This window comes from Actinoallomurus spadix (assembly GCF_024055725.1).
GTDB lineage: Bacteria > Actinomycetota > Actinomycetes > Streptosporangiales > Streptosporangiaceae > Actinoallomurus > Actinoallomurus spadix.
This window is the reverse complement of record NZ_JAMXMX010000039.1, coordinates 1-14,823: the sequence shown is the minus strand read 5'-3', so window position 1 is coordinate 14,823 and position 14,823 is coordinate 1. Positions and strand designations below refer to the sequence as shown.

General features: G+C 72.3%; 13 protein-coding genes. 11 read left to right on the top strand and 2 right to left on the bottom strand.

The features are described from left to right. The first annotated feature begins 93 nt into the window (after positions 1-93). Positions 94-1,056, top strand: coding sequence for an amidohydrolase family protein (locus NE235_RS34870; protein WP_252810753.1), 963 nt, complete (start codon positions 94-96; stop codon positions 1,054-1,056). 86 nt (positions 1,057-1,142) lie between these two features. After that, positions 1,143-1,676, top strand: a complete 534-nt coding sequence (locus NE235_RS34865) for a YbhB/YbcL family Raf kinase inhibitor-like protein (protein WP_252810751.1) — start codon at positions 1,143-1,145, stop codon at positions 1,674-1,676. A gap of 99 nt (positions 1,677-1,775) precedes the next feature. On the opposite strand, the gene NE235_RS34860 is transcribed toward NE235_RS34865, so the two are convergent. Continuing rightward, positions 1,776-3,152, bottom strand: coding sequence for a KamA family radical SAM protein (locus NE235_RS34860; protein WP_252810749.1), 1,377 nt, complete (start codon positions 3,150-3,152; stop codon positions 1,776-1,778). Positions 3,153-3,549: 397 nt separating this feature from the next. Here NE235_RS34860 and NE235_RS34855 point away from each other — a divergent pair, with 397 nt between their 5' ends. The 9 genes from NE235_RS34855 (at position 3,550) to NE235_RS34815 (ending at position 14,403) form a co-directional block, all read left to right on the top strand. Then, a complete protein-coding gene (locus NE235_RS34855) occupies positions 3,550-4,692 on the top strand; it encodes a hypothetical protein (protein WP_252810747.1) in 1,143 nt (380 codons plus the stop codon). 112 nt (positions 4,693-4,804) lie between these two features. After that, the gene (locus NE235_RS34850; protein WP_252810806.1) at positions 4,805-5,521 is read left to right on the top strand and encodes a DUF998 domain-containing protein; all 717 of its coding nucleotides are present in this window, start codon (positions 4,805-4,807) and stop codon (positions 5,519-5,521) included. Further along, positions 5,518-6,366, top strand: a complete 849-nt coding sequence (locus NE235_RS34845) for an alpha/beta fold hydrolase (RefSeq protein WP_252810746.1) — start codon at positions 5,518-5,520, stop codon at positions 6,364-6,366. Before NE235_RS34850 ends, NE235_RS34845 begins: the two co-directional genes overlap by 4 nt. 35 nt (positions 6,367-6,401) lie before the next feature. Then, the gene (locus tag NE235_RS34840; protein WP_252810744.1) at positions 6,402-6,725 is read left to right on the top strand and encodes a hypothetical protein; all 324 of its coding nucleotides are present in this window, start codon (positions 6,402-6,404) and stop codon (positions 6,723-6,725) included. A 98-nt stretch (positions 6,726-6,823) separates the two neighbouring features. Next, a complete protein-coding gene (gene plsX, locus NE235_RS34835; protein WP_252810805.1) occupies positions 6,824-7,864 on the top strand; it encodes a phosphate acyltransferase PlsX in 1,041 nt (346 codons plus the stop codon). A 347-nt stretch (positions 7,865-8,211) separates the two neighbouring features. Next, positions 8,212-9,363 carry a saccharopine dehydrogenase family protein gene (locus NE235_RS34830; protein WP_252810742.1) on the top strand — a complete coding sequence of 384 codons (1,152 nt, stop codon included), beginning with the start codon at positions 8,212-8,214 and terminating at the stop codon, positions 9,361-9,363. A 106-nt stretch (positions 9,364-9,469) separates the two neighbouring features. After that, on the top strand, positions 9,470-11,206 hold the full coding sequence (gene argS / locus NE235_RS34825) for an arginine--tRNA ligase (RefSeq protein WP_252810741.1): 1,737 nt from the start codon (positions 9,470-9,472) through the stop codon (positions 11,204-11,206). 96 nt (positions 11,207-11,302) lie between these two features. After that, complete coding sequence (locus NE235_RS34820) at positions 11,303-12,868, top strand: ATP-binding protein (RefSeq protein WP_252810740.1); 1,566 nt, start codon at positions 11,303-11,305, stop codon at positions 12,866-12,868. Between the two features lie 50 nt (positions 12,869-12,918). Next, a complete protein-coding gene (locus tag NE235_RS34815; RefSeq protein ID WP_252810739.1) occupies positions 12,919-14,403 on the top strand; it encodes a glutamate--cysteine ligase family protein in 1,485 nt (494 codons plus the stop codon). Positions 14,404-14,496: 93 nt separating this feature from the next. Here the strand turns inward: NE235_RS34815 and NE235_RS34810 are convergent, their stop codons facing one another. After that, positions 14,497-14,742 carry a DUF2630 family protein gene (locus tag NE235_RS34810; protein WP_252810737.1) on the bottom strand — a complete coding sequence of 82 codons (246 nt, stop codon included), beginning with the start codon at positions 14,740-14,742 and terminating at the stop codon, positions 14,497-14,499. Between the last annotated feature and the right edge of the window lie 81 nt (positions 14,743-14,823).

Below are 14,823 nucleotides of genomic sequence, written 5' to 3'. Positions count from 1 at the left end.
TCAGTGGCACAGCCCATGCTATTGAACGGCCATCCTGCCTAGGGTGAGAGGCGGCCGGTCGGGAGGAGCGCCCCGACCTGGGAGGAGACAGCGATGAGAACACAAGGCCTGATCGACTTTCACGCCCACTTCACCACCCCGCACTACATCGAGGCCGCCAAGGCAGGCGGTCATGCGCGAGCCGACGGCATGCCCGAGACCTACTGGCCGCGATGGACCGCCGAGGAACATCTGGCGCTCATGGACGAAGCCGGCATCGCGAAGGCGATGCTGTCGCTGTCCTCGCCGGGCGTCCACTTCGGTGACGACCGGGCCGCCCGTTCCCTGGCGCGTGAGGTCAACGAGTTCTGTGCCCAGGAGGTACGAGGACATCCCGACAGGTTCGGGCAGTTCGCCACCCTGCCCCTGCCCGATGTGGACGGCGCGCTGGCGGAACTGGCCTATTGCTTCGACGAACTCGGCACGGACGGTGTGGCGCTGTTGTCCAACCACGGGGGGATCCGGCTCGCCGACGAGCGGTTCACCCCACTGCTCGCCGAACTCGACCGCCGGGCGGCGATCGTCCTGCTGCACCCGACCACCTGCCCGGGCTTCGAGGAGCTGTCGTCAGGGCGGCCGTGGCCGATGATCGAGTTCTTGTTCGAGACCGCCCGTACGGTCATCGACTTCATCCTCAGCGGCGCGGCGGCGGCGTTCTCCCGCATTCGCCTGATCGTGCCCCACCTCGGCGGAGTGCTGCCGCTGCTCACCGAGCGCGTCGAAGCGTTCCGCACGATCAGCGGCGAAGCGGCCGACCGCGTCACGGTCGCCGACATCCTCGGCCGGTTCTACTACGACCTCGCCGGCATGCCGTCGAAGCAGCAGATCGCCGCGCTCACCGGCATCGCCCGGCCGGAGCGGCTGCTGTACGGCAGCGACTACGCCTGGACGCAGCGCGAGCTCGCGCTGCGCCTGCTGACGTCGCTCGACGCGGCGATGGCCGACGGACACCCGGACTGGCGATCCCTCACCACGCGCAACGCCGGGCACCTTCTCGGGGAAGGGCCTGAACGCTGATCGGCCGATACAAAGCTCATCGCGACGACGGCGGGCACGGCTGATAGGACATAGGCGTATCCGTCGAACCGATCGAGGAGGTTGCCATGGCCGGCCGGCCACCGCTGCCGCACGAGTTCCTGCCCGAGGTGCCGTCCTTCACCGTGACCAGCGACGACATCGCGCACGGCGAGCGACTGCCCAATGCGCACGTGTTCAGCGACTGGGGATTCAGCGGCGAGAACCTCTCTCCGCACCTGCGCTGGGCGGGCGCTCCGGCGGAGACCAGGAGCTACGCCGTCACCTGCTACGACCCCGACGCGCCGACCGGCAGCGGTTTCTGGCACTGGGTCCTGTACGACATCCCCGCCTCCGTGACCGAGCTGCCGACGGGCGCGGGCGGCGGTGACTTCAAGGGGCTGCCCGAGGGCGCCAAGCACGCCCGCAACGACTACGGGAACAGGGAGTTCGGCGGGGCCGCTCCGCCTCCCGGAGCGCCGCACCGCTACGTCTTCACCGTGCACGCGCTGGACGTCGAGAACCTCGGCGTCCCCGAGGACGCCTCGCCCGCGGTCGTCGGCTTCAACATCACCGGCCACACGCTGGGCCGCGCGCAGATCGTCCCCGAGTACGAGAGCTGACGGCTTCGCGCCCGCGGGATCGTTTGTGGGGCCGTACCAGGGGTACGGCCCCACGATCATCGCCGGCGGTTCACCGGGAGGGCCATGCGATCCGGCCGGTCACAGGGACGGACCCGCGGCGACGACGTCATGCGCCGTCACGTCCCCGCCCGGAACGCGCCCCTCGAACGGGAACCGGTCGGCGAAGGCCGGCCGCAGGTCGGTCAGCCACACGGCCTCCGGGTCGTACTTCGCGAAGAACGGCCGGTTCACCAGCTCCGGGTCGCGGCACTGGATGAAGTGCAGGACGAACAGCTTCTCCCCGCCGATCTCCACCACCCCGTCGACGCACACTTTGCCCGGCGTCGCGGACATGGACGGGCCGCGGACGGTGCGGCAGAGTCCCGAGGTGTTCTTGTAGGCGTCGCGGAAGATCTCATAAGCCCGGGTGAGGGGGACGGCGAAGTAGTCCTGCGGCCCGGTGTCACGTTCCACGAACATGTAGTACGGGACCATGCCCATCCGGAGCTGTCGCCGCCACATGGTCTCCCATGTCAGGGGCGTGTCGTTGATTGTGCGGATGAGCGGGGCCTGGGTGCGGATGACCGCGCCGGTGCTACGGATGCGCCGGGTCGCCTCCGACACCAGGTGCGGTTCGAGCTCGCGCGGATGGGTGAAGTGCGCCATGAACGCGAGGTTCTTACCCGCGTTGACGACCTTCTCGAACAGGCGGAGCGTGTCGTCGGCGTCGGGGTCGGTCACCCAGCGCTGCGGCCAGTAGGCCAGCGCCTTGCTGCCGATCCGGATCGACTCGAGCTGCTCGAGCTCCAGCAGCGGCTCGATGTAGCGCCGCAGGACGGGCTCACCCATGATCATCGGATCGCCGCCCGTGAACAGGACGCTGGTGACCTCCGGGTGCGCGAGCAGGTACCGCTTGAGCCGCTCCACGTCGTCGCCCGCCATCTTCAGGTCGGGCTCGCCGACGAACTGCGCCCAGCGGAAGCAGTAGGTGCAGTAGGCGTGGCACGTCTGCCCCTGCTTGGGGAAGAACAGCACGGTCTCGGGGTACTTGTGCTGCACCCCGGGCATCGGCTCCTCGTGCAGGGTCGGGATGTTCAGCTGCAGCTGGCCCGCCGGATGCGGGTTCAGCTTGAGCCGGACCTCGTGGGCGGCGGCGTTCACCTCTGCCCGAGGCGCTCCCCGGCGCAGCAGGTCGGCGATACGGGCGACGTCCTCCGCGGGGAGCATGTCCTCCTGCGGGAAGACGAGCCGATAGATCGGGTCGTCCGGGGCCGCGGACCAGTCGATCAGCTCATCGACGACGTAGCTGTTGGTGCGGAACGGCAGGACCGTAGCGACCGCCTGGATCGCCAGGCGCTGCTCGGCGGTCAGCCCGGCACGAGCGGTGAGCTCGTCCAGATGCTTCGCCGTGAAGGCGCGGAACCTGCGGCCGGTGGTGTTCACCGCGGCCGGCGCCGCGTCGTTGACCAAGGTCACGTTGACGTTACTCCTCCGAGTCGACGGGAAACGCGCAGGCGAAGTCGCGCGGACCGGGCTTCATGAGACCCCCGCGGGCGACTCGCCGTCCGGGTATTCCCTCCCTAGCAGTCGGACCGCGACGTCATCGCGTCACGGCATGCCACGCTCCCCAGCCCTAGTGAACCTGTGAGCCCCGTTTCTTACGAATTGGATACCCGTAGGGAGGCTTATCGATACACATGGGTCCCACCCCTAAACGATCAACGTTCGGGACGGCGAGAAAGTGTCAGACCGACACGCGGACCCTAATCGTGATCTTGACTGAGGGTTACGCCATACTGCGGATGACGGATCCCATACGCGACAGTGGTCACGCCGGTCGGCGGCAGCCCCTGCCGCCCCACGAGGAGAGGTCGTGGGCAGACACCGCAAGCGCCGCGCGGCACCCCGGCTGAGCCGCAGAATCGCGCTGATCACGGCCGGTCTGCTCATCCCCTGCACCGGTGGCGCCGCCGTACTCGCGGCGACGACCGACCTGGATGAGCACGCGACCCCGTCGGCCCGTTCGCGCGCCGCCTCCCGGCCCGACGTCGCGATCACGGAGGTTCCGGGGGCCCGCTCGCGCCCGGCCGCCTCCCACCCGGCGCCCTCCGCCTCCCGTACCACCGAGCCACCGGAGCCGACCGCCTCGGCAGCTCCGGTCGCCGACGTCCCCTTCGCGCCGTACGCCGATGTGCTGACCTGGCCGCCGCTGGACTTCGCCAAGAGCGCGGCACGGCCGGGAGTGAAGAACTACACGCTCGGGTTCGTCGCGGCCGGCCAGGGATGCACGCCGACCTGGGGCGGCCTGACGCCGCTCGGCGACGCGGTCGTCCGCAAGCAGATCAAGAAGGTCCCCGGCGACGTCATCGTCTCCCTCGGCGGCCCGCACGCCACCGAACTCGCCCGTGAGTGCGCGGACACCGACGCGCTGACCTCGGCGTACCGTTCCGTGCTGACCACGACCGGGACCGATCAGGTCGACTTCTTCCTCACCGACACGGCGCTCGCCGACGGCGCGGCGGCCCGCCGCCGCGCCGAGGCCCTGGCCCGGCTGCGGCACGACCGGCCCGGCCTGCGCGTGTCGTTCACCCTGCCGGTGCACCGCACCGGCCTCACCGCCGACGCTCTCGCGACGCTGCGGACGGCGACGGCGGCCGGCGTCGACGTCTCGATCGTCGACCTGCTCCCCTCCGGGGGGACCGGGTCGGCCGTGCTCGCCGCCGCGACCGCCGCCCACGGCCAGCTCCAGAAGCTGTACCACCAGGACGCGGACACGGTCTGGCGGCGGATGGGCGTCACGCCCGTCATCGGGGTCGCGGGCACCGGCGCCGGGTTCCAGCCGGACGACGCCCGGCAGGTCCGCTCCTGGGCCGCGACCCGTCACCTGGGCCGCCTGTCGATGTGGTCGATCACCCGGGACACGCCGTGCACCGCCGACACCACCGCGCAGAACGACACGTGCAGCGGGCTCGACGAGGACGCCGGAGTCTTCTCCAGAATCCTCCAAGGATCGTAAGAATCTGCAGGTCTGCCGCTTAAGTCCACAGCCGCTGGGTAGTCCCACGGACCCACACGGGGCACCTAGATTGGATGCTGTGACTTCGGCGAGACCTGCTCGTGATCAAGTGATGCTACCGGCGTTCCTGCCGGTCCTCGCCGCCATCGCGGGCGTCGTCTACAGCTCCTGGGTCCTGCAGTTCCTGATCGACCCGAAGCTGGACCCGGTCAACGGCTACGTCAGTGAACTGTCCGCCACCGACCAGCCGTACCACGGCTTCTTCTCCGGCTGCGACTTCCTCTCGGGCACCCTGTCGATCATCGTCGCGGCGGTCGTGCTATGCCGGCTCCGCCCGCGCGGCTGGGCGCTCGTCGGCTGGCTCGCCCTGCTGCTGTTCGGCGTCTTCTCGATCAGTGACTCGCTGTTCGCCATGGACTGCGCACCCAACTCCGACCCGACCTGCGCGCTGCGCGAACGCGCCGGGACGGTCTCCTTCGCCCACGAGTTCCACTCCCTGACCAGCACGCTCGTCGTCACCAGCGGCATCGTCAGCCTCCTCGCCCTCACCATCGCCGCCCGCCGGTACGGCCGCTGGCCGGTGCTCGCGCGCTGGAGCTGGCCCGTCATGGTGGTGGAGACGACCACGGCCCTGGGCACGCTGCCCCTCATGTACTTCGGCCTGATGCTCGGCGTCATGGAGCGCGTCCAGGTGACCGTCATCTCGGTGTGGCTGCTCGTCATCGCCGTCGAGCTGTACACCGGCCGGCGGCGCGCCCGCGCCGTCTTCCGCCCGGTCGCGCGGCCCGGCGGCCCGAGCGCGGAGCGGGAGAAGGCCACGACCCGGTGAACGACCGCCTGCCCGGCGACCTCATGACCGTCGGCGGACACCGCCTGCACGTCGTCACAGAGGGCACGGGATCGCCTCCGGTGCTGCTCAGCGCGGGTCTGGGCGGCGCCTGGTTCGACTGGATCCCGGTCGTCTCCCTGCTCCGCGACGCGCACCGGGCGATCGTCTTCGACCGGCCCGGACTCGGCGGCAGCCCGCCCGTACGCGGCGCCGCGACCCTCCGCGCCGAAGCCGACCGGCTGGCCGCGCTGGCCCGCTGGGCCGGGGCCCCGGTGCTCCTCGTCGCGCACTCGTTCGCCGGCTTCCACGCCGAGGCGTTCGCCCGGCTCCACCCCGATCTCGTCGGCGGCATGGTGCTGGTCGACCCCAGCGCGGAGCCGCGCACGCCGGAGCACGCCCGCCTCCTCGGCCGCCTCGAGCCCCTCGCCCGGCTCGCCGGCACCGTCGCCGGCGCGACCGGCCTCACCCGGCTGGCCGGCCCGGCCGCGTACAGCCTGGCGATGCGCCTGCTGACGGCGCGCGGGAACGTCGCGCCGCCCGAGTACGTCCGGGCGGTCTGCACCCGCGGGCACGTCCTCGGCACCCTTCTCGCCGAGGACTCCGTGTACCGCCAGATGGCCGCGGACCTGCTCACCCTGCGCTGCCACGTGCCCTTCCCCGACATCCCGCTGCGGGTGCTGACCGCCCTGGGCGACCTGCGCGGCGGCCGGGAGGCATGGCGGCGCGCGCACGCCGGCCTCGCGGCGCTCAGCCCGCGCGGACGGCAGGTCGTCCTGCCCGACGTCGGCCACCTGGTGCACATCGACCGCCCCGAGACCGTGGCACGGGCGGTCCGCGAACTATGAAGGCCGCCGCCCTCGCCCTGATCCCGCTTCTCCTGATGACGGCGTGTGAAGATCCGGTCCGCAAGGTCTCGGAGAGTTCACTGCGCAACGCGACGGCCCGCGGGGCGAGCGACGAACTGCGCGGCCTCGGGTACACCATCCGCCCGGGAATGCGCTGTCGTACGCTGTCGGCCGACACGCTGTCGGTCGTCCGGGTGCAGTGCGTCGGCCGGACCGACCGGGACGAGCCGGTCCGGGTCGACGCCGTCGCCTACCGGGCGAACTCCCCGCACCCTCTTCAGGAGTACGTGATCACAGTGAACGGCCGCGAGGTCGTCCGCAGGCCCTGCCTCGGCCAGGGCTGCCAGGACCCAGAGTGACCGGCCCGGCCGAGGAGCCCGCCGGGCGGCGACCGGACGAACGCACCGTACGACGAGCGGACGAGCGTGCCGAGGGTCCGCGGGTCGCGGTCGACGCGATGGGCGGCGACGAGGCCCCCGAGCAGGTGGTCGCCGGCGCCGTGGCCGCGGCCCGTGAGCACGGCGTCCGCGTCGTCCTGGTCGGCCACGCCCGCCGCGTCCGCGACCTGCTCCGCGGCCACGACGCGCTCGGCGAGATCCCGATCGTGCACGCCGAGGACGCCCTGGCCATGGACGAGGGCGCGCTGGCCGGATGGCGGCGGCCCCGCTCGTCCGTGGCGATCGCCTGCCACCTGATCCGGCGCGGGCACGCGGCGGCGCTCGTCTCGGCCGGATCGACCGGCGGGGTGGTGGCGACCTCCCGGCTCCGCCTACGCGGCCAGCCTGGGGTGATGCGGCCCGCGCTCGCCGTCGTCCTGCCCACCCGCCCGCGCCCGACGGTGCTCCTCGACGCCGGCGCCACCGCCGACGCCAAACCCGAGATGCTCGTCCAGTTCGCCACGCTCGGCACCGCGTACGCGCGCATCCGGCTCGGCGTCGCCGCGCCACGGGTGGGCCTGCTGACGATCGGCGAGGAGGCCGGCAAGGGCAACAAGCTGACCCGCCGCGCCCACGAGCTGCTGTCCGGGGACCTGCCCGGCGTCGACTTCATCGGCAACCTCGAGGGCGGCGACCTTCTCGCCGGCGCGGTGGACGTCGTCGTCACGGACGGATTCACCGGCAACGTCGCGCTCAAGACCGTGGAGGGCGCCGTACGGATGGCGGTGACGGAGATGCGCGCCGCGATCGGCTCCGGCCTGCTCGCCCGCGCCGCCACGCTCCTGCAGCGCCGGCAACTGCGCCGGCTGCGGGACCGGCTGGACCCGGAGACCCACGGCGGTGGCGTCCTCCTCGGCCTGAACGGCACCGTGGTCATCGCCCACGGCGCGTCCCGCGCCCCGGCGATCAGCTCCGCCTGCGTCCTCGCCCGTGACCTGGCCGCCGGCCGCATCGTCGAGCAGATCGGCGAGGGCCTGGCCGCCACCCGCCCGAACCGCTTCTCCCGCCGCCCCCACCCCGACCCGGACCCCGGCCCGTCCCCCGACCCCTCCGACCTCTGACGGCCCGGCAGGGCCCCGGTCAGCATCCACTCCCCTCCCCGCCGCCGTCGTGGTCGGCTCGTCTCCGTTGGGGTCTCTTCGCCGTCGGCGGGTGATGATGGATGACCGCTCTGCCAGGGCCTGTGGCGTCACCGGCGGCGTCACAGTGGCTGATCGATCCGGCCGAGGAGCCCGGCCAGGTGCCGGCTCAGGCACTGTAACCGCCACCCCCAGGGAACGAGACACCGTCCCGATCGGCTTCCGCTTCACCACGGATCGTGCGACGTGGGCCACAGTCGGGGCGGGGTGCTTTTCCGCGCGCGGCGTACGCGGTAAGCAGGCAGGTACACGCGACCGCGGGAGGCCTCATGGACCGGACCTACGACATCGTGCTGTTCGGCGCGACCGGGTTCACCGGCGGCCTCACCGCCGAGTACCTCGCGGCGCACGGGTCCGGGACGTGGGCGGTGGCCGGGCGGAGCCCGGCGAAGCTCGAGGCGTTGCGCGACCGGCTCGGCGCCGACCTGCCGCTCCTGCGCGCCGACGTGAACGACCCGGCCTCGCTGCGGGAGGTCGCCGAGTCCGCCCGCGTGGTGATCAGCACCGTCGGCCCGTACGTGACCTACGGCGAGCCGCTGGTGGCCGCGTGCGCCGAGGCGGGCACCGACTACGTCGACCTCACCGGGGAACCGGAGTTCGTCGACCTCATGTACCTCAAGTACCACGCGCGGGCGGCCGAGACGGGAGCGCGGCTCGTGCACGCGTGTGGGTTCGACTCGGTGCCGCACGACCTCGGCGTCTACTTCACGGTGCGGCGGCTGCCCGAGGACGTCCCGCTGAGCGTGCGCGGGTACGTCCAGGCCAGTGGGGCGCCGTCCAGCGGCACCGTGCACTCCGCGATCATGGCGGCGGCGCACTCGCGGCAGGCCGCCCGGGTCCATCGCCGGCGGCGGGCGGCGGAGCCGCCCGTGCCGGGGCGCCGGGTCCGGGCCGTCCGGGGGCGTCCGCACCACAACGCCGGGCTCGGCGCCTGGGCGCTTCCGCTGCCGACCCTGGACCCGGACGTGGTCCGGCGCTCCGCGGCCGCTCTTGACCGTTACGGGCCCGACTTCTCCTACGGCCACTTCGCCGCCGTACGGCACCTGACCTCCGCCGTCGGCCTGGCCGCCGGGGCGGCGGGGGTCGTGGCCGCCGCTCAGATCGGGCCCGTACGGGACCGGTTGCTCGACCGCTTCACGCCCGGGGCCGGGCCGTCGGCGGAGCGGCGGGCCCGGAGCTGGTTCAGCGTGCACTTCGCCGGGGAGGGCGGCGGCCGGAAGGTCGTGACCAAGGTCTCCGGCGGTGACCCCGGCTACGGGGAGACCGCGAAGATGCTGGCCGAGTCCGCCCTGTGCCTGGCCTTCGACGACCTTCCCGAGACCGCCGGTCAGGTCACGACGGCCCAGGCGATGGGCGACGCCCTCCTCACCCGCCTGCGGCACGCCGGGCTGGAGTTCACGGTCGTCGGTTCAACGGGCTGACACGGGCCGGGCGGGGGGATATTCGGATGGGGCTGTGGGCGGTCGCCGATAGGCTTTGAGGACGTCGCAGCCGCAGCTGCCGAAGCCGTACTCCATGAGGATCCCGATGTCCGACCCGCAGCACGTTCTCGCCGCCCGCGTCCAGGCCGCCCTCGGGGCGGCGTTCGGAGAGCCCGACGCCGACCCGGTGATCCGTCCGTCGCAGTTCGCCGACTTCCAGGCCAACGTCGCGCTTCCGCTCGCCAAGAAGCTGGGCCGCAAGCCGCGCGACATCGCCGCCGAGCTCGTGGCGCACCTCGACGTGTCCGACGTCTGCGCGAAGGTCGAGATCAGCGGCCCGGGGTTCGTCAACCTGACGCTCAGCCCGGAGTGGATCGCCGGGCAGGCCCAGGCCATGCACGGCGACGAGCGGCTGGCGGTGGAGAAGGCGGAGGCTCCGCAGACCACGGTCGTGGAGTACTCCTCGCCGAACATCGCCAAGGAGATGCACGTCGGTCATCTCCGGACGACGATCGTCGGCGACGCGCTCGCGCGGGTGCTGGAGTTCCTCGGGCACCACGTGATCCGGGACAACCACATCGGCGACTGGGGCACGCCGTACGGCATGCTGATCGAGCTGCTGCTCGACGTCGGCGAGGGCTCGGCGGAGGCCGGGCTCCTGGAGACCGACCCGAACGCGTTCTACCAGATGGCGCGGCAGCGGTTCGACTCCGACGAGGAGTTCGCCCGGCGGTCCCGGGAGCGGGTCGTGAAGCTGCAGGCCCACGACCCGGACACGATCCGGCACTGGGAGCGGCTGGTCGAGCTGTCGAAGGTCTACCTGCACACGGTGTACGGCCGGCTCGGCGTGACGCTGACCGACGAGGACATCCGGGGCGAGAGCTTCTACGACGACATGCTCGGCGTCACCGCGGACGAGCTGCGGGACAAGGGCCTCGCGGAGATCAGCGAGGGCGCGCTGTGCGTGTTCCCGCCCGGGTTCACCGGCCGGGAGGGCGACCCGCTGCCGATGATCATCCGGAAGAGCGACGGCGGCTACAACTACTCCACCTCCGACCTGGCCACGGTGCGGTACCGCGTCGACAAGCTGGACGTCGACCGGATGATCTACGTCGTGGGCGCGCAGCAGGCGCTGCACTTCCAGATGGTGTTCGCGGTGGCCCGGATGGCCGGCTGGCTGCCGGAAAAGGTCAGCGCCGAGCACGCCCAGATCGGCAACGTCCTGGGCCCCGACGGGAAGATCTTTCGGACGCGGAGCGGTAGGTCGGTCAAGCTGACGGAGCTGCTGGACGAGGCCGTGGAGCGGGCCGGCGCGGCGTTCGACGAGGTGCCGCACGAGGGTGACTTCGACGACCAGACCCGGCGGCGGATCGTCGAGGCCGTCGGCATCGGCGCGGTGAAGTACGCCGACCTGTCGGTCGCCCGGGGCAGCGAGTACATCTTCGACTTCGACCGGATGATCTCCTTCCGGGGCAACACCGGGCCGTACCTCCAGTACGCCACCGCGCGGATCCGGTCGATCTTCCGCAAGGGCGGGCTGGCCCCGGAGGAGGCGGCGGGCCCGATCACGCTCGGTCACGAGGCCGAGCGGGCCCTCGCCCTGCACCTGCTGGGGTTCGGCACCGCGCTGCGGCAGACCGGCGAGGCGGCCGAGCCGCACCGGCTGTGCGCGTACCTGTTCGACCTCGCCTCCGCGTACACCACCTTCTACGAGAACTGCCACGTGCTGCGGGCGCCGGACGAGCCGACGAAGGCGTCACGGCTGGCGCTGTGCGCGCTGACCCTGCGCACCCTCAGCAAGGGCCTCGAGCTGCTCGGCGTGGCGACTCCGGAGCGCATGTAACGATCCTTCCGGCCGCCCGCTCGTTCCTGCGGAACGGGCGGGCGGTGCCGTGCGTCGGAACTCCGAGCGGCAGGGTCCCGAGGCGCGGGAGGCGACGTGAGCGACGACTGGTGGACCGACGCACGGCAGGACCGGCAGATCCGCGATCTGCGGGAGGAGGTCGGCGCGGCGTACGACTACGCCGATCGCAGCTCGCGGACACTGCAGTCGAAGCTCACGGAGGTGCAGGGCACGCTGGAACGGCGGATCGACCGGCTGGCCCGGTCGTTCGACGCGTTCGTGGAGCTCTCGGACCTGCGGGTGGAGATGGCGGTCTTCGACCGGGAGGCCGCCATCCGCAAGGAGGCGCGGCGGCTGCTGCGTTCGCTCGCCCGGGACGCCGCCGACCCGCCCCGCCTCGACCTGAATCTGGACCTGGACGACTGCCCCGGCTACTGGCTGGGACCGGCCACGGCGGCCTTAACGGCGCTGCTCCGCGGGGACGGGGTGAGCGCGGACACGCACGCCGCCGAGGCGATCCGGCGCGACGAGGCGCGGACGGCCCTGTTCCTGACGCTGGCGCTCGCGGTCGCGGGGCGGGACGCCGAGGCCGTGCCGTGGCTGGCGCGGACCCTGCCGCCCCTCGGTGAGACCGTCACCCACGTGCAGCGACGGCTGTGGGCCGCCTGCGCCGAGGGGATCTTCGGCGAGACGGGACGGTCCCACGTCGAACGCCGCCTGGCCGCGTTCGTCGAGGGCCTTCCGGCCGCCGATGCCGCCGCGGAGGGCCGGGCGTGGGCCGAGAGGATCTCCGCCTCGAGCAGGGGCGGCGAGACCTCCTGGCTGCCGAGGATCCTGCGGGACCAGCCGGCCCTGACCGGGCCGCAGGTGGACACCGCGCGCCTCGCCCGCCTGCGGGCCAGGATCGAGGAGACCGTTCCCGCGGTCGAGCCCTCGCCTCGTACGGCGGACGACGCCGGTGTGGCGGAGTTCGCCCGGCTGCTGGTCGCGCTCGTCGACGAGGGCAGTCCCGCCGAGGCTCCGCTCATCTCCCGGGCCCGGGAGCTACGGCAGATCATCGAGAACGGTACGGCCGCGCCGCCGGAGTCCTGGGACGCCCCGGGAGGAGAGACGCGGTCGCTGCTGCGCGGCGACATGTTCGACGAGGGATCACCGGCGCTGCGCCTGGTCGCGCTGCGCGCCGGGCGCCGCTGGGTCGCCGTGGCGGTCGGCGATCTGGCGGAGAAGGCGTCCCGTCCCCTCCCCGAACGCGTGCAGGTCCGGGTGCGCGGCTGGGGCCTGTCGATCGGCCCGGACGGTGCGGACTCGACGGCGGATGCGGAGGCCGGGATCGCCGCCCGGTACGCCACCGGCCCGGCGGCGGAGCGGGTCGGCCTGGCCCTGGCGGGTGCCGGTGTCCTGGGCCTCGTCGGGACGATCGCGGCCGGGCTCGGCGCCCTGGCGGTCCTCCCCGCCGTGATCGCCGTCGTCGGGGCGGTCCTGTGGATCGTGCAGCGGCTCGCTCGTCGTACGGCCGCGGAGTCCGCCGTACGCGAGAAGGAGCGTTTCCTCTCCGAGACGCGGCAGATCGCGGACGCCTTCCGAGAGCTCCGCGCCCGGCATGAGACTCTCGCCACGTCGGTCGCGAAAGACCGGGAGACGATCCTTACGTTCGTCGGGTAGGGGTATGGCCCTCCCCGGGAACGGTGCGACGAACTCCCCGGAGGGTTTGCATGGGCAGGGACGTGGCGGCGGTCGCCATCACCAAAGAGGACCGGCGGCGCTACAGGGAGAAGGTCCGGCGTTGCCTGGAGGCCCTGGCGGCGATGTTGCGCGACGGCCGGTTCGAGGACGACCGCGCCAGCATCGGGATGGAGGTCGAGCTCAACCTCGTCGACGAGAACGGCCTGCCGGCGATGCTGAACGCGGCCGTTCTGGAGTCCATCGCCGATCCGGGCGCGTGGGCGACCGAGCTCGCGCAGTTCAACATCGAGATCAACCTGCCGCCGGGGTCGCTGGCCGGTAAGGCGCTCGCGATGCTCGAACAGCGCATCCGCGACAACCTCAACCACGCCGATGGGCGGGCGCGGACGGTCGGCGCCGAGCTGATGATGATCGGCATTCTGCCGACCCTGCGCGAGTCGGACGTGAGCGAGGCGACGCTGTCGGCCAACCCGAGGTACCGGCTGCTCAACGAGCAGGTCCTCGCGGCCCGCGGGGAGAACCTCCCGCTGGAGATCGAGGGCGTCGAACTGCTGCGGACCTCGTCGGACTGCATCGCGCCCGAGGCCGCGTGCACGAGCGTCCAGTTCCACCTGCAGGTCGGCCCGGGCGACTTCGCGGCGTCCTGGAACGCCGCCCAGGCCATCGCCGGTGTGCAGGTCGCGCTCGGCGCGAACTCCCCGTACCTGTTCGGCAGGGAGCTGTGGCGGGAGACCCGGCTGCCGTTGTTCGAGCAGTCGACCGACACGCGGTCGGAGGAGCTGAAGGCCCAGGGCGTGCGCCCCCGGGTGTGGTTCGGCGAACGCTGGATCGACTCGGCGTACGACCTGTTCGAGGAGAACTCGCGGTACTTCTCCGCACTCCTGCCGATGTGCGAGGACGAGGAGCCGGTGGAGGCGCTGGCCCGCGGCGAGATCCCGGAGCTGGCCGAGATGGCGCTGCACAACGGCACGATCTACCGCTGGAACCGCCCGGTGTACGCCGTCGTCGACGGCCGCCCGCACCTGCGGGTGGAGAACCGCGTCCTGCCCGCCGGGCCGACCGTCGCGGACATCATGGCGAACGCGGCCTTCTACTACGGCCTGGTACGGGCGCTCGCGGAGGAGGAGCGCCCGATCTGGGAGCGGATGTCCTTCGCGGCCGCCGCCGACAACGCGCGGCGCGGTGCGCGGTTCGGCCTGGACGCCCGGGTCTACTGGCCCGGCACGGGCGAGGTGCCGGTCACCGGGCTGGTGCTGGAGCACCTGCTGCCCCTCGCCGTCACCGGCCTGGACCGGTGGGGCGTCGACACGGTCGTACGGGACCGGCTGCTCGGCATCATCGAGCAGCGTTGCGTCACCGGCCGGAACGGCGCGACGTGGCAGGTCGAGACCGTCCGCGCGGCGAGCGCGGCCGGCGCCGACCGCGCGGAGGCACTGCGGCTGATGACGCGCCGCTACGTCGAGCACATGCACACGAACGCGCCCGTGCACACCTGGCCCGTCGGAGAGGGCTGAGGCCGCCGGGGTGGCCCGCGACGGCTACCGAAGGTGACCCTGGGCGGTCACCGGACGTGAACCGAGACGGTCACCGGTGGTGGCCCGTGACGGTCACTGAAGGTAGCCCTCGACCTCGCCGGTCGGCCGGGACTGCGCGCCTTCGGGATCGTCGCCGGCGTTCCGCCGCGCCCTGCGCTGGCGCAGGAGGTCCCAGCACTGGTCGAGTCGTTCTTCGACCGTGCGCAGCCGCTGGTGCTCTTCGTCGGCGGTCAGGTCTCCCTTCTGCAGCCGCTCGCGGAGCGTGTGCTCCTCCTCCACCAGGTCGTTGATATGACCGAGGATCTCGTTGTCCTGCATCCGTGCATCACCTCTCGACGACAGTCTGGCAGCATCGAGCGGCGGGGGGGGGCCCCCGGGCGGCGGCCGCCGCCCCGCAGT